The 16200-nt window shown below is 33.9% G+C and carries 11 protein-coding genes; 7 read left to right on the top strand and 4 right to left on the bottom strand.

Translation table 11 applies throughout. The features are described from left to right. Positions 1 to 3: 3 nt before the first annotated feature. Positions 4 to 852, top strand: a complete 849-nt coding sequence (locus tag LBV24_RS04910) for an SH3 domain-containing protein (RefSeq protein ID WP_224477474.1) — start codon at positions 4 to 6, stop codon at positions 850 to 852. Between the two features lie 2 nt (positions 853 to 854). Then, positions 855 to 1163: an antibiotic biosynthesis monooxygenase family protein gene (locus LBV24_RS04905; protein WP_224477473.1), complete on the top strand. Its 309-nt coding sequence runs from the start codon at positions 855 to 857 to the stop codon at positions 1161 to 1163. A gap of 5 nt (positions 1164 to 1168) precedes the next feature. Here LBV24_RS04905 and LBV24_RS04900 read toward each other — a convergent pair whose 3' ends face one another. Beyond that, on the bottom strand, positions 1169 to 3628 hold the full coding sequence (locus LBV24_RS04900; RefSeq protein WP_224477471.1) for a T9SS type B sorting domain-containing protein: 2460 nt from the start codon (positions 3626 to 3628) through the stop codon (positions 1169 to 1171). A gap of 79 nt (positions 3629 to 3707) precedes the next feature. Between LBV24_RS04900 and pbpC the strand changes: the two genes are divergently transcribed. Together pbpC and LBV24_RS04890 are read left to right on the top strand one after the other, a co-directional pair. Further along, positions 3708 to 6059, top strand: coding sequence for a penicillin-binding protein 1C (pbpC, locus tag LBV24_RS04895; RefSeq protein ID WP_224477470.1), 2352 nt, complete (start codon positions 3708 to 3710; stop codon positions 6057 to 6059). 53 nt (positions 6060 to 6112) lie between these two features. Beyond that, a complete protein-coding gene (locus tag LBV24_RS04890) occupies positions 6113 to 6553 on the top strand; it encodes a hypothetical protein (protein ID WP_224477469.1) in 441 nt (146 codons plus the stop codon). 49 nt (positions 6554 to 6602) lie between these two features. Here the strand turns inward: LBV24_RS04890 and LBV24_RS04885 are convergent, their stop codons facing one another. After that, on the bottom strand, positions 6603 to 7658 hold the full coding sequence (locus LBV24_RS04885) for an endonuclease/exonuclease/phosphatase family protein (RefSeq protein WP_224477468.1): 1056 nt from the start codon (positions 7656 to 7658) through the stop codon (positions 6603 to 6605). Between the two features lie 135 nt (positions 7659 to 7793). Between LBV24_RS04885 and LBV24_RS04880 the strand changes: the two genes are divergently transcribed. After that, entirely contained in the window at positions 7794 to 10661 is a 2868-nt protein-coding gene (locus tag LBV24_RS04880) for a TonB-dependent receptor (RefSeq protein WP_224477467.1), read from the top strand. A 44-nt stretch (positions 10662 to 10705) separates the two neighbouring features. Further along, complete coding sequence (locus LBV24_RS04875) at positions 10706 to 12100, top strand: DUF5689 domain-containing protein (protein ID WP_224477466.1); 1395 nt, start codon at positions 10706 to 10708, stop codon at positions 12098 to 12100. A 488-nt stretch (positions 12101 to 12588) separates the two neighbouring features. On the opposite strand, the gene LBV24_RS04870 is transcribed toward LBV24_RS04875, so the two are convergent. Further along, positions 12589 to 13104, bottom strand: a complete 516-nt coding sequence (locus LBV24_RS04870; RefSeq protein WP_224477465.1) for a cation transporter — start codon at positions 13102 to 13104, stop codon at positions 12589 to 12591. Positions 13105 to 13200: 96 nt separating this feature from the next. On the opposite strand from LBV24_RS04870, the gene LBV24_RS04865 reads away from it, so the two are divergent. Beyond that, complete coding sequence (locus LBV24_RS04865; RefSeq protein ID WP_224477464.1) at positions 13201 to 14097, top strand: DMT family transporter; 897 nt, start codon at positions 13201 to 13203, stop codon at positions 14095 to 14097. A 34-nt stretch (positions 14098 to 14131) separates the two neighbouring features. On the opposite strand, the gene LBV24_RS04860 is transcribed toward LBV24_RS04865, so the two are convergent. Beyond that, complete coding sequence (locus LBV24_RS04860; RefSeq protein WP_224477463.1) at positions 14132 to 16198, bottom strand: M16 family metallopeptidase; 2067 nt, start codon at positions 16196 to 16198, stop codon at positions 14132 to 14134. Positions 16199 to 16200: the final 2 nt, after the last annotated feature.

The following is a 16200-nucleotide window of genomic DNA, read 5'->3' as shown; positions in this document are numbered from 1 at the left end:
ATTATGAACTTTTTTAAACAAATTTTAGCGCTTGTATTACTTGTTAATGTTTCACTTTTAAATGCACAAGAGCAAGCTTATGTTATTGCGGACAATGGATTATCAATTAGAGAAAAACCAGATGTAAACTCAGAAAAAATTGGTCGACTTAAGTACGGAGAATCCATTGAAATTTCCGAAAATACAGGTGAAAAACTAGTTATTCTAGACAACGGCAAAACTGTATCAGGAAATTGGGTGAAAATTAAAACTAGGACTAAATATGGATATGTCTTTGATGGTTATTTAGCTAAAGAATTGACTAAAAGCATTGAAGCAGATTTTAAAGGATTAAATATTAAAATAAAAGACTTGAAAAGCACGGATGAGTTTAAAGTAAAGTCTTTTTTTGACTCAGATACGGTGTCAGTAGATGTAGAACTTGGAGATTCTCCTGAAGGTAAAACCCTGTTGCTTAAGAATAAAAATTACAAAAGAGTAAGTATCTTTCAGCAATTTGAAAACAGTATTTCAATTACCAATGAAGGACCACATTGCGATCTTACCGAATGGAAACATTATTATTCTAACTGGGAACCAATTGAACAAATTAATCGAGGCACATATAAAACCTTGAAATACAATGAAGAAGACTGGACAAAGTTTATTAATGTTTCTATGGAAGAGTTAAAACAAGAAATTTTGGACTATTGTGGTTCAGACTGGGTTAAACATTTAAAAGATGCTAAATCAATTAAAGATTATCCAATTTCTGTTTCTACAAGTAGAATATTTTTAAAGATATTAATTACGGATTCTGATGATAATATAATAGAAAAAGTCATTGAATTTAGAATCCCAATGGGTTGTTAACAATGAACAAATTTAAACCATATTTTGCTGTAATATTTACTTCTACGAACAACGACAGCATCGAAGGCTATTATGAAATGGCCAAAAAAATGGAATCCTTAGCAAAATCACAAAAGGGATTTCTTGGAATTGATAGTGCAAGAAACGAATTAGGTATTACAGTAAGTTATTGGGAGAGTTTAGACGATATTAAAAATTGGAAGCTAAATTCAGAACACCAATTTGCCCAAAAATTTGGAAAGGAGAAGTGGTACAGCTGGTATAATGTTAGGATATGTAGAGTTGAAAGGGAATATGATTTTAACAAATAAAGTTCTTACCTCTTTAATGTAAAATGCCCTTTAAATTCTTGGTTGTCTATCACTATTCTATACCAATAATCAGAGCTTGGCAATTTATTACCAATGAAAGTTCCATCCCAATTAACATTATTATTCTTTGCGGAGAATAGTAATTTACCAAACCTATTAAAGATATATACTTCCGTAGAATTATAGTAAGGTGCGAGGTTAAAATTAAAAGTGTCATTTTTGCCATCGCCATTAGGTGTAATGAATTTCTGAATGTAAAAATGAATATGTTCAGCAGTAACAACTACTTCACATATGTTTGATTTCACATAAACCGTATATAATCCACTTTCAACAGCACTAAATACATTGCTAATCTGATAATCTTCACCATCTAATGAGTACACGTATTGCCCAGGATTTTGAAGATTAATAATTAGTGAGCTTCCATCTGAAACAACACTTTCTATTATTGGTGTTTCAATTTCAGCAACGTTAAATGTGATTATTTCTGTGAAACAGTTATCAGTCACCTCAACAACATAAGTACCACCACTGTTCACGGTAATAGAAAAAGTGTCTTCTCCACTATCCCATTCATAAGATGGGTTGTCGATTTCTGAGATTGCCTCTAAATCAATTGTTTCTCCTTCACACAGAAATAGAAATTCCTCTCTCAGTACTAAAGGTTGATCCCCAATAATTTCCCATTCGCAAAGATCTTCATTAAAAAATGTACTTTGCCAACAAAGTAGATCCGATGGTTCAACTGGTTCATTCCCAAAAACTTCCCAAGCACATGTTGTATCATTAAATATAGCTACCTCCCAACACTCTAAATTTGTTGGTGCATCTGGTTGATTACCAGAAACCTCCCAAGAACAATCAGCAAAATTAAACGATGCCGTTTCCCAACACTCCAACACAGGTTGATTAGGTTGGTTACCTGTAACTTCCCAGTCACATATTACAGTGTTAAAAGTTGCAGTTTCCCAGCATTCTAAGTTGCTTGGTGATGCTGGTTGTGTCCCTGTAACTTCCCAAGAGCATGTTATATCATTAAATGAGGCTGTTTCCCAACATTGAAGATTTGGTTGAGGAGGTTGTGCCCCTGTGACTTCCCAAGAACAAGTATTATCATTAAATGTTGCGGTTTCCCAACATTCTAAATTAGTCGGTGGTGCTGGCTGCGTGCCTGTGACATCCCAAGAACATGTTGTGTTATTAAACGATGCTGTTTCCCAACATTCAATTGCTGGTTGTGGAGGTTGAGTACCTGTGACATCCCAAGAACATGTAATATTATTGAATGATGCTGTCTCCCAGCATTCTAGACTAGGCTGTACAGGTTGTGTCCCACTTACATCCCAAGAACAAGTTAAGTTATTGAAAGTTGCGGTCTCCCAACATTCAATACTAGGCTGAACTGGTTGAGACCCAGTAATTACCCAATCACATATATTGTCATCAAAAGTTGCCGTTTCCCAACACGCAATAGAAGGTTGAGCTGGTGCTTGAGTAACATTAATCTCATAAACATCTGAAAAAGTAATACAATCAGAATTTGATAAATTGGCTGCGAATTCTGCCACCTTAGCTCTATAAAATGTTGTCGTTGTTAAACCGGTAATGTTTAGAACAGCTGAAGTTTCTCCTACTAAATCTATCCAATTAACTCCATCAGTACTTGATTGCCACTGATAAAAATGAGAACTAAACACAACATTGTCTGGTATGGCAGTAATCGATTGAGAAAATGGAGTCTGTGTGCTACAAATTGAAATAGAATTATCTGTTGTGGTGTCCTCAACGATTATTGAATCACCACAACTCTTAAAAACAATGTCATCAATAGCCAAGTCATTACCACATCCACCTACACCGTTATTTATCATTTTTAATATCACAGCTGTTTGACCAGGTAAAGTTTGAAAAACTAGTCCATATTGCTCCCATGTTGGAGTTACTTGACTAAAAATATTTCCAGTATCTCCACTAGCTAATAAACTTGTATCGGTATCATCCCAAATCTCAAACCTAACATTAACAGGAATACCAGATCCACCACAGCCCGACAATGGTAGGATATTTATTAACCATGAAGAAAATTCATAAGTTGTGTTTTCGCAAAGACCAGCAATAGGAGTTTTGTAAAATTCTCCTGCTGTAAAACTAGCATTAACTATTAGTGCTTTTCCATTGGTGTCACCTGGAGTGTGATCACTAGGTAAATTCCACCCAAATAAAAAGGTACTATTCGCAATTGTATATTGTCCATCTTGCGGGTTACTTTGTCCCCAATAACCATATGTGGTCGTGCCAGCTGGTAATGGAGGTCCATTTGTAACTCCCGTACCAAAAGTTTCTTCAAATATTGGGTCACCAGAATTACCTTGGCAAAAACTTAATTGCGCAAATGCTTCTCTTGTTAGAAAAGAAAAACAAAAAATTATAAGTACTTTAAGATCTAGACTGGACTTTTGCACGTTTAAATATAAAAGAGAATTTAGCTATTGCAAGAAACTTATCGTTAAGATGATCCTAATTCCTTCGTTTGTATAGTATATGTATAGGTTTTTGAGATATATAAGACAAAATAAAGTGAAATCTACAGTCATTTTACTCATGCTTATTGCCTATTATTTCTGTTTGCCTCAACAATTATTTAAAGACCCAACAGCTACCGTTTTAACTAGTAGAACTAATGAACTTTTAGGAGCACGAATTGCAGATGATGGCCAATGGAGATTTCCATCAAATGATAGTATTCCACTAAAATTTAAAACTTGTATTCTACTTTTTGAAGATGAATACTTTTATAAGCACCCGGGTTTTAATCCTATTTCAATTTTAAAAGCGCTTAAACAAAATTTAAGCTCTGGGTCAGTTAAACGAGGTGGAAGTACAATAACACAACAAGTTATTAGACTTTCTCGAAAAGGACAACCAAGAAGTTATTTTGAGAAATTAAAAGAGTTGATTCTGGCAACACGTTTGGAGTTTAGATATTCCAAGGATTACATATTAAATCTTTATGCCAGTAATGCGCCATTTGGAGGTAATGTGGTTGGTATTGAAGCCGCATCATGGCGATATTTTAATCGTGATGTATCAAATTTATCTTGGGCTGAAAGCTCAACTTTAGCCGTGTTACCAAATGCTCCAAGTTTAATCTATCCTGGCAAAAACCAGAAAAGATTATTTGAAAAAAGAAATCGCTTGCTAAAGAAACTATTTGAAAATGGTACAATTGATAAACTTACCTATGAGCTTTCTATTGAAGAAGAGTTGCCTATAAAGCCTTATCCATTACCACAAATAACACCTCATCTCTTGCAAAAAACAGTTAATGAACATAAAGGTAAACGTGCAAAAAGCACAATTAATTTGGGCTTTCAGTCTCAAACTAATGGTATTGTAAGGCAACACTACAATAGATTAAGACAAAATGAAATCCATAATATTTCTGTTTTAATTTTAGATGTAAATTCTCGTGAAGTATTGACTTATGTAGGTAACTCGCCAACAGATAAAGCACATCAAAACTATGTTGACATTATAAATAAACCTAGAAGTACTGGTAGTATTTTAAAACCATTTCTATATGCCTCTATGTTAGATGCTGGTGATTTATTACCTCATACATTAGTTGCTGACGTTCCTACTCAATTTGGTAGTTATCAGCCAGAAAATTTCAATAAATCGTATGATGGTGCAGTACCAGCAAACGAAGCTTTATCGAGGTCCTTGAACGTTCCAGCAGTTAGAATGTTACAAGATTTTGGTCTAGATAGGTTTTATCATTATCTCAAACAACTTAATCTAAAAGACTTAAAATATAATACTAATCATTATGGGTTATCCTTGATTCTAGGAGGAGCTGAAAGCAACCTATGGGATTTATGTAGCAAATACGCATCTATGTCTTCAACCCTAAACCATTTTAATAATAATTCTAGCCAGTATTTCTCAAACGAATTTTGCGAACCTATTTATGTAAAAAACAAAGCTGTTGATTTTGGTCAGTTGCAAAATGAAAAATCAATTTTTGATGCTGCTTCTATATATCTGACTTATGAAAGCATGAAACAGGTTAACCGTCCCGAGGAAGATGAAAGTTGGGAGATTTATGACTCATCACAAGAAATAGCATGGAAAACAGGCACAAGTTTTGGATTTAGGGATGCGTGGGCAATTGGCACCACAAAAGACTATGTCGTAGGTGTTTGGGTTGGTAATGCAGATGGTGAAGGTAGACCAGGATTAGTAGGTGTACAAACTGCGGCTCCAATATTATTTGATGTATTTGATATTCTGCCTAAAAGTGAGTGGTTCACTAAACCGTTTGATGAAATGTTGGAAGTGAAAATTTGTAATAAAAGTGGTTACAGAGCATCGTCAATTTGCGAAGAAACCGAGTTAAGATACATCCAAATAAGTGGTAAAAAAACCAAACCTTGCCCGCATCACAGGTTAGTTCATGTTGATACAAAAGAAAAATACCAGGTTAATTCTTCATGTGAGCCTATAGAAAATATTAAAAACAAACCTTGGTTTGTATTACCGCCATTGCAGGCTTTTTATTACAAGAATAAGAATCCGTTTTATAAACCAATTCCACCCTTTAGAGAAGGTTGTCTTAGCGACTCTGATATTTCAATGGAGTTTATTTATCCTAACCAGCAGTCCACCGTTTTTCTACCAAAAGACTTTAATGGCAAGACGAATGACCTTGTTTTAAAAGTAGCTCATTCAAAACCAGAACTAGAACTCTTTTGGTATGTAGATAATGTTTATGTTGGTAGCACAAAGGAAATTCATTATATGGCAATTTTACCAAATCCAGGTGAGCATACCTTAACTGTTGTAGATGAATTAGGTAATGAGTTAAAGCATAAAATAACGGTTGCAGATTAAAACGATTACTTCTCAAATCCTTATTTTTGTAGTCAATCGAACTAAAAAAATTTATGGAAACCGTTCAGTTTATACATTCATATTGGGCCTATTTAGTATTATTTGTGCTAATAATTGCAACTTTTAATGCATTGTTCAAGTTTTTTGGCAATAAAGAATTTGATGCCAAAGACTTTAGGATTTCGCTTTTTACTTTAATTACAATGCACATACAATTGTTGATTGGCATTGTACTATTTTTCATGAAGGATTACTTTTCAACTATTGAACAAGTTGGTGGCATGGGTGAAGTAATGAAAAATTCAGATTTAAGAAATCTAATAGTTGAGCACCCAACTACTATGATTATTGCAGTGGCTCTTGTTACAATTGGTTATTCAAAACACAAGAAGAAATTAGTGTCTAAACCAAAATTTAAAATGCTAGCTATATTTTACACATTAGCATTAATACTGGTGCTAGCTAAAATACCATGGAACCTTTGGTTCAGTTAAACAAAAAAGCATCTCTAGTTGAGATGCTTTTTTGTTCATATAAATAATGTTATTCCGCTTCTTTAATGAGATAAACATAAACCGGAAAGTGATCACTAAATCCATCGGTGAAACCTCCGTCGGCAAAACTTCTAAAAGGATATCCTTCCCATCGGCCTCTTTTATTAGATAAATAAGATTTATTATAAATACCTGCTTTCCAAAAACGATAAGAGGTATAATCAGTTTCAATAAGAGGTTTTGTAACCATTATTTGATCAAATAAACTCCAAGCATCTCTGTATGCTGTAGTACCATATCCCTTTTCAGTAAACATTTTCTCAAATGGATTATAGATACCTTTTAATGGTACCTTTTTCTTGTCTTTTTTTGCTTTTAAAACTTTTTTTACGCTTTCATTAGTTGGGTCGTCATTAAGATCACCCATAGTTAAAATTTTAGCATAAGGATCTATGGACTGTAACGAATCAATAATTCGTTTGTTCAGTTTGGCTGCACCAACTCTTTTAGACCTACTTCTTGCCTCACCACCACTTCTTGATGGCCAGTGATTTACGATGATGTGAATTAAGTCACCATCTAACTTGCCACTCACTAAAAGCTGATCTCTTGTAAATACACGTTTTCTAGTTAAGTCATCATAAATTAATAATTCATGAGAACTTGATTCTACCGGTTGAAATAATGCCTTCTGGTACAATAATGCAACATCTATACTTCTCCTATCTGGTCCATCAAAATGGATTATACCGTAATCTTTAGAAAGTAAAAGTGGGTCATTAACTAAATCTTCTAAAACCTTACGGTTTTCAATCTCGCATACTCCAATTACAGCTGGAGAGTTGTTTGCCATATCAGTTCCAATATTAGAAATAACGCGAGCCATGTTCTTAACTTTCTTCTTGTAAATTTCAGAACGATTGGCCTTAAGTTCCATTATAGGACTGGCTTCATCATACTTTAGTGGATCATTAATTGTATCAAACAAGTTTTCTAAATTGTAAAAAGCGACAGTATGAATTTTAAAGCGTTTTTCATCTTGTGCATTTACATTAAAAAAGCTTGAGAAAACAATTAAAAGTAGAAGCGTTTTTAGTAATTTCATAGGGTTGTATTAACTTATTGTTATATCGTATACAAATTGCCTGCCAAAATTATATAATAATTATAAATATAGTACATTTGGACGCCTTAAATAGCTATAATTTAATCTAACATAACAATCAATTTAAAATTAGGCATGAAAAAAAGTTTTTTACTATTTCTGTTTGGAATTGCCTTTACATTTTCAAGTTTTTCGCAACAAACTATTGTAAAGGGAAGTGTTCTAGATGGAACTACAGGAGAACCTATTCCTGATGTAACGATTTCTATTGAAGAGACCGGACAAACAACTAAAACAGATGCTAAAGGTGAATTCAGTTTTACTGAAAATGTTCCCCTTGGCGAACAAGTTTTAAAGGTTGAAAAAATAGGCTACCTTACAAAACGTTACCCGATCATTGTAAATGAAGGGCAAACCGTAGACATTAGCGGTATGACTTTAGATTTTGATGCGAGTGACAAAAAGGATCTATTCATTATTTCAATTTCAGATGATAATTTAAATAGTGAAGATGATGGATTAACCGACAACATCTCAGGTTTATTACAAGCCTCTAGGGATGTGTTTCTAAATGCGGCTGCTTTTGATTTCAGTGCAACATTTTTTAGACCACGTGGTTTAGATAATGCCAATGGTAAAGTACTTATCAATGGTGTTGAAATGAACAAGCAGTTTAACGGAAGACCACAATGGGGAAATTGGGGAGGATTAAATGATGTACAGCGTAACCAAGAATTCTCAATGGGTATTTCTGCAAACGACTATACTTTTGGAGATTTAGCAGGTACAAATAATATTATTATGCGTGCTTCTAAATACAGAAGAGGCGGTCGTATTTCTTATGCTTCAGCAAATAGAAGTTATCAGGGAAGAGTAATGGCAAGTTATAGCTCTGGTTTATTAGAAGGCGGATGGTCATACTCAGTTCTTGGATCTAGAAGATTTGGAGAGAATGGTTATATAGATGGCACATTGTATGATGCCAATTCATTCTTTGTTGCAGTAGAAAAACAAATTAATGACAAGCATAGTTTAAACTTTACAGGTATTTATGCAAAAAATAGACGTGGACGTTCAACTGCAATAACTGAAGAAGTTTACAATTTAAAAGGACGCCAATACAATCCATTTTGGGGAGATTTAAACGGTGAGCAACGCAATTCTCGAATGAGAGAAATTAACGAGCCAATATTGATGCTAAATCACTTTTGGGATGTATCGTCCAAGGTTAAGTTAAACACCAATATTGCATACCAATTTGGACGAATTGGAAACACGAGGATAGACAATGGTGGAACAAGGCTTGTTGAGTTTAATGGTGAAGATACTTACATTGGTGGTGCACGAAATACTGATCCAACATATTATCAGAGACTACCAAGTTACTTCCTAAACACAGATGATGCTCCTACGGCTTATGATTATGAACAGGCCTATTTAGCACAACAAGAATTTATTAATAATGGTCAGTTTAATTGGTTAGATGTCTATTCCGCGAACGTTAGCTCTACCGCCAACGGTTATAATGCAATTTATGCATTGCAAGAGGACAGAATTGACGATCAACAATTCACGGCAAATATATTATTAGATGCTGAATTAGCGGAAAACATAAAACTTAATGGTGCTGTAAATTATAGAAGCTTAAAAAGTGAAAACTTTGCTTCTATAAAAGACTTATTTGGTGCAAACGGATATTTAGATGTAGACTTCTTTGCTGAGGAAACAGATCCAAATCAAAACCTAAGTAATTTAGCACAGTCCGATATTAGAAATCCAAACCGAATTGCCGGAGAAGGTGATAGATATAAATATAATTATGAAATAGACGCTAACGTAATAAGTGCTTTTGCACAAGCTCAGTTTAAATACAATAAAATTGACTTTTATGTTGCGGCTAATGTTTCTAGGACAGATTACCAAAGAAACGGATTGTATCAAAACGGATACTTCGCAGATAATTCATTTGGTAAAAGTGAAAAAGCCGAATTTTCAAACTTCGGTTTAAAGGCAGGTGGTACTTATAAATTAAGTGGTAAACATTTAATAGATTTTAATGCTGCATATTTAACAAAAGCACCTTCAATAAGAAACACTTTTGAAAATGCAAGACAAAACAATGAGTTAATTAACGAATTGAATAGTGAGGTAATAACTACCATTGATGCAAGTTATATTTTTAGATCACCAATAGTTAAAGCTCGTATTACAGGTTTCTATTCCACATTTGAAGACGGAACAGATATTGGATTCTACTTTACTGAAGGAAGTTCTGGTGCATTTGTTCAAGAGGTACTGACCAATGTAGATCGCAGACATGTAGGCGGTGAACTTGGTATAGAAGCACAAGTAACACCAACTATTAAATTAAAAGGTGCGGCTTCTGTTGGTCAATACGTTTTTACCAACAATCCTAATATGTACTTGTCTGGTGATGATTTTGAAAATGATCTTTCTTATGGAGATGGTACTGTTGCTTTAGAAAATTATCATGTTGCAGGCGGACCAGAAAGAGCATTCCAAATTGGATTTGAATATAGAGATCCTGATTTTTGGAATATTGGCATTACAGCAAATCATTTTTCAAATGCATATGTGGATGTAAATAACCTTAAAAGATCTGGTAGATTTAATACAAATTTAGATCTTATCACAGAAGATAGATATAGAGAAGGAGGCAATATTTCAGGTTATGGATTTAATGATTATGACCCAATTGTTGCCCGTGAGTTGTTGAAGCAAGAACAATTTGACGATTATATGCTTGTGAACATAATTGGAGGTAAATCATGGAAAGTAGGTGACTATTTCCTAGGATTCTTTGCTACAATAAACAATGTATTTGATCAAGAATATAGAACAGGTGGTTTTGAGCAAGCAAGACGTGTTGATTACAGAAGTCAGATACAAGAACAAACTAATGAAAATGGTCCTGTATTTGGTAATCGCTATTTCTATGGCAACGGAACTACTTATTATTTAAACGTATACGTAAGATTCTAAAAAAATATTAAAACACAATCTTTAACTTTACAAAGACAAAAAAAATGAAAACATTGAAAATAAATAAACTAACGCTTTTACTAATAGGTCTATTAGTGTTTACAGCCTGTGTAGAAGATGATGAATATAACTTGCCTAATTTAACGGTAAATGAGGTAGAGTTTGGGCCTGATGACCAAATGATTGATATTGATGCGGTTCTAGGTTTCTTTAATCAATCTGGCGAAGCATATACCTTTGAAGATAATCCAAATTTTGATGTATATACGTCAGGATATGTTATTTCTAGTGATGAAGGTGGTAACTTTTTCGAAGAATTAGTGCTCCAAGATAAAGCCGAAAATCCAACAGCAGGTGTTGTTGTGCAAATAGATGTTAATCCATTATATACCATTTATGAATTTGGTAGAAAGGTGTACATTAAATTAGACGGCCTAACAATTGCTGAGGACAATGGCGTATTGCAATTAGGAAGAGCTGCTGGAAATGGAATTGACAAAATTGCAGCCGCTCAAAGAGCAGAACATATTATCTTAGATCCTGAGGTTGCTACTATTGTTCCTTTAGATGTAGAAATTAGTGATTTTTCTAATGACCTTGAAAATCTATTTATAAGATTAAATGACATGCAATTTAATCGTAATGATGTATTGGGTGATAATCCACTAACCTTTGCCGCGGAAGACTCAGATGAATTTGATGGTGAGCGTACGATTGAAAGTTGTGCTAATGGAACAACTGTTATTATGAGCACAAGTACATTTTCAGATTTTAAAGGCTTAACATTACCTGCAAATCGTGGTTCTATATCTGCTGTACTAACTAGAGATTTCTTTGATGATTTCTATACCATCGTTGTAAATTCTCCTGAGGATATTGTTTTTGATAATGAAAACCGATGCGATCCAGATTTCTTAGAATGTACTGGTCCTTCTGGTGGAGGTGCCGTTATTTTTGAGGAAGATTTTGAAGGCTTTGGAACTTACGATTCTGAAGGCTGGGATAATATTAATATTAATGGAACTAGTACAGATTGGTTTATCAGTAGCTTTAGTGGTAACTTCTACTCTCGTATTTCAGCATTTAGTTCGGGCAATACCGAAGCTAATGTTTGGTTGGTAACACCAGCTATTGACATGGATTCCACTACAGGTGAAGAAATTTCATTTGATGTTCAATCTAATTTTGATAATGGTACTAACCTTTCGGTTTGGGTTTCTACAGATTATGCAGGTGACCCTACAACCGCAACATGGTCGCTTTTAGATGCAACTATTCCTGTTGGGCCATCAAGTACATTTGGAGATTTTGAATCTGTTGGGCCAGTTAATATTTCATGTGTTGAAGGTACTGCAGTATTTGGTTTCTTTTATGAAGGATCAGATCCAAGTGCTACAACCAGATATCATTTAGATAACATCGTTGTTACCGGTAATTAAAATAAACCATTATAAAATGGATTTAAAACCACATCTTTGTAATTAAAGATGTGGTTTTTAGTTTAATGAGAAATGCTTGATAATTATTACATATCGATCCTACGACATTACAAAGAAAGATTGGGAAGGCGAAGTCTCTCTTTGGCCCTGTTTTATATTAATCTTTTAGAACTTTCTATACTTTTATTATTAGGCACCTTCTTTATGGCCTTTGCTCGTCAAATGAAGTTAATAACCATGTCTTCTTTTAAATTCTGGACCTTATTTCTTTTAGTGAGTATTTTTGTGCTTTTTAAGAATTGGATGCGCTTTAATGGCAAAAAACGGAATGTGCTTAATGCAAAATTTAAGTCTAAGCCAATGTCTATATATTTAATCTGGACATTACCATTTGCTTGCTTAATCTTGGCCTTTGTTCTTTATCAAGTAAAATAAAAATGCCCTCCTAAAAAAAGGAAGGCATTTCAATTATAATGTTAAGGGTTATATTACTTACCCTGTTTTTCTTTGGCACAACATGCTTTGTTGCAATCTTCTTTACAAGCTTTCTTTTCAGCTTCCGTTTTATTGGCACAACATGCTTTGTCGCAGTCTTCTTTACAAGCTTTCTTTTCACCTGCAAAGTTGTCCACCTTTTTCATGTCTTTAACTTTGTAAATATCAGCTACACTTGTAACTGTTTCTTCTAATGACTCTGGTGAAACTTTAGCCTCATCATACTCTACCATAGCTAAACGCTTATCAAAATCTACTTTTGCAGACTTTACGCCTTCCATTTTAGCCATTTTCTTTTCTATGGTCTTTGCACATCCCATAGCGCAGGTCATACCATCAATACCAAACTCTACCTTGGCATAAGTGGCATTTGGATCCAATGTCTCTGAAACCTCTTTTTTGGTAACTTCAACATCAACAGTTTTAACTTCTGGCTGGGCATCGTTCTTACAAGCTGTAATAATAAAAGCCAGAATTAAAACGACAGAAAGATTCTTTAATGTGTTCATAAATTGTAAATCTTAAATTTGCGCTAAATCTAATAAATCTTGTGCTTACTTGGTAAAGAATTAACGATTTTTGTGATTCATTTACCTTGTTTTTGTATGAAAAACCCTAATACCAAGTGGATTTACCTTCTCATCCTGTCAATTATTTGGGGTAGCTCATTTATTTTAATAAAAAAAGCGCTGTTGGGTTTAACAGCATATCAGCTTGGAGCCTTACGAACAATAATCACAGGTCTAATTTTACTTTCTGTGGGTTTCTACAAATTAAAAGAAATACCTAAGGACAAATGGAAATGGCTTTTGATTTCTGGTTTACTAGGCTCGTTTATACCTGCCTTTTTCTTTGCAATTGCAGAGACTGAAATAGATAGTGCAGTAACATCTATTCTCAATTCGCTTGTACCTCTTAATACAATACTATTAGGTTTTGCGGTTTTTAAAATCGCATCAACCAAAAGACAAATTCTTGGAGTAATAATTGGTTTTATTGGTACTGCAATATTGATTTCAAAAGGAGCTGAACTCAATCCCAATCAAAATTACTTGTATGCATTTTTTGTAATAGCATCAACATTGATGTATGCTGCAAATACCAATATTATTAAGCGCTATCTTCAAGATGTAAAACCACTTGCAATAGCTGCTGGAAATTATGTTTTTATAATTATTCCTGCTTTTGTGATTTTGTTATTTACAGATTTCTTTGCTGAAAAAACTTTTAATCACCCTGAGTTTGTACCGTCTTTAATATATGTAACAATACTTTCTCTTTTTGGTACTGCAATAGCAAAGGTGGTGTATAATAAACTAGTACAAATATCAACACCTGTTTTTGCATCTTCAGTCACTTATATTATGCCAATTGTAGCATTAATTTGGGGCATCTTAGATGGGGAAGCCTTTAGCTTTATACAAGGTATGGCTGCAATTTTAATATTAGTTGGGGTTTACTTAGCCCATAAACGAAATAAAGCAAAAGAAAAGCCGAAGTAAAACTTCGGCTTTTCCTTATAATTTAATTAAAGAATTAATCAAAATCCTGGTCTGATACACCTTCGTTAATTTTAACTTCAATAAGTTTAAATTCTATAACCTGACCCATTTGACTTCCAGCTCTAACATTTGGAAATTTCAATCCTTCGTAAGTCTGGTAATCTTTTAACATCGTTTCTTGACTTTGAGTACGACCTTGCATATTAGTTGTTTGAACTTCCTTGACTTTTAAACCACTTTCTACATCGTAATAAAAAGACAGTGAAATTACATCTCCAGAAACATCAACTTTATAAGCATCTTTTCCGTCTACGGCTTCAATACCTGCAAGTTTAACTTTATCTGATGATAGCATGTTAAGTTCTGGGAATAATCCGGCTAAAACGCTCATGTCAGTCGCCATATTTTCTGGCAAAGGATTTTTGTTCATTGTTGCCTTATCCTTTGTCATAATAACTGTCATCATTGGGTTTCCTCCCATTGATAAAACTTGAGACGCCTTTCCATCCAATTTCTTTTCTTCACTGACAATAGTATTACCCATTGCTGATGCTTCATACTTTAGAATTAAAGATGTTGTTTTATCAATAGCCTCTTTTCCTCCAATAGCAGTTAAATAATTATTTAATACAGTTTCTGCTGTTAACCCTTCAGGTAAAACAACTGTTTCTGGTCTATCTGTAGGATTTGCTTCCTTGTCGAAATATTTAACCGGAAGTTTCTTACCGTTCCATTCTATCTTCTCAACGTTTTCTAAAACATCTGCTGCCTTACCAACTAGAACAATTCTAGCTTTATCATCCGCTAAATACTTATCTGCCACACGTTGAACATCTTCTATTGTAACTTTGTCAATATTCGCAATGTAATTTTTGTAAAAATCTTCAGGAAGATTGTTAGTTCTTATTCTAAGAGCACGTCTTGCTGCTACAGCCTTATCTTCTGACTCAAGAATAAAACTACCTAAAAACTTAGCCTTAGCATTTGCTAAAATTTCAGCGTCTACAGGCTCAGTTCTAATACGCTTGATTTCTTTTAAAGTTTCTACTACAGCACTATCTGTAATCTCATTTCTAACTTTCGTTGTTGCTCTGAACGAAGAATTGTAATATCTACCTGTACCTAATGAAGATCTTGCTCCATAGGTATAACCTTTATCTTCCCTAAGATTCATATTTAAATACGAACCAAAAGCACCACCTAAAATATAATTAGTAACCAATGCTGCATGGTAATCCTCATCACTCATTTTTAAGGGTGATACGCTCATAACTGCCAATTCTGTTTGTACTGCATTTGGTACATCTACAAAATTGATTTCTGTAGTTGGTACATCCTCAAATGAAGGATACTCTGGTGTTTCTACACTTCCTTTATCCCAATCCCTAAAATATTTCTTAAGTAATGATTTTGCTTGTTTTTCAGTGATGTCTCCTGAGAATAAGATATAGCCGTTTGATGGCTTAAATCTTTCTTTGTAAAAATTGTTTACATCTTCTAATGTTACATTATTTACGGTTTCTTCGGTAATTATCTCACCTGCCGCATGGTTTTTACCATATAATAATGCGCTTCTTACATTACCAGCAATTGCCGCAGCACTATTCTCTCCAGACTTAATACCTTCTATTAGCTGCTCTTTTTCAAAATCTAATTCCTCTTGTGTGAATTTTGGCTGTAAAGCCGCCTCAGCAAATAAACTGAAAACTTGATCTGTATATTTAGACAGACAAAATCCAAATCCACCATTTGGACTAACGTTCATGCTTGCACCAAGGAAATCAATTTTTTCACTAAAATCATCTTTAGAAGTCAATTGAGTTTCCTTACCCATTAATGCGCTAGTTAGTGACTGAACACCAGCTTTATCACCTTCATAAACAGGTGGATTGTTAAGGTTTAAATTCCAATTTAATGATGGTAGTTTTGAATCTGTAACTACCAATACGGTTAAGCCATTCTTTAATTTAAATTCTTTAGCCTCACCAAGATTAACCTCTGGCATTGGTCCGGATTCAGGAATTTTAGTTCTGTCAATTTGAGCAGTTACGGTAGCTCCCATAAAAACTGCTAAAAGTGTAAATATTATATATTTTTTCATGT

Source organism: Winogradskyella vincentii, assembly GCF_020166345.1.
Classification (GTDB): domain Bacteria; phylum Bacteroidota; class Bacteroidia; order Flavobacteriales; family Flavobacteriaceae; genus Winogradskyella; species Winogradskyella vincentii.
This window is presented reverse-complemented; position numbering and strand designations above follow the sequence as displayed.

Excerpts from the sequence above, each read along its gene's own strand:
- LBV24_RS04910 (WP_224477474.1), top strand. The coding sequence starts at position 4 with ATGAACTTTTTTAAACAAATTTTAGCGCTTGTATTACTTGTTAATGTT.
- LBV24_RS04905 (WP_224477473.1), top strand. The coding sequence starts at position 855 with ATGAACAAATTTAAACCATATTTTGCTGTAATATTTACTTCTACGAAC.
- pbpC (WP_224477470.1), top strand. The coding sequence starts at position 3,708 with ATGTATAGGTTTTTGAGATATATAAGACAAAATAAAGTGAAATCTACA.
- LBV24_RS04890 (WP_224477469.1), top strand. The coding sequence starts at position 6,113 with ATGGAAACCGTTCAGTTTATACATTCATATTGGGCCTATTTAGTATTA.
- LBV24_RS04885 (WP_224477468.1), bottom strand. The coding sequence starts at position 7,658 with ATGAAATTACTAAAAACGCTTCTACTTTTAATTGTTTTCTCAAGCTTT.
- LBV24_RS04880 (WP_224477467.1), top strand. The coding sequence starts at position 7,794 with ATGAAAAAAAGTTTTTTACTATTTCTGTTTGGAATTGCCTTTACATTT.
- LBV24_RS04875 (WP_224477466.1), top strand. The coding sequence starts at position 10,706 with ATGAAAACATTGAAAATAAATAAACTAACGCTTTTACTAATAGGTCTA.
- LBV24_RS04870 (WP_224477465.1), bottom strand. The coding sequence starts at position 13,104 with ATGAACACATTAAAGAATCTTTCTGTCGTTTTAATTCTGGCTTTTATT.
- LBV24_RS04865 (WP_224477464.1), top strand. The coding sequence starts at position 13,201 with ATGAAAAACCCTAATACCAAGTGGATTTACCTTCTCATCCTGTCAATT.
- LBV24_RS04860 (WP_224477463.1), bottom strand. The coding sequence starts at position 16,198 with ATGAAAAAATATATAATATTTACACTTTTAGCAGTTTTTATGGGAGCT.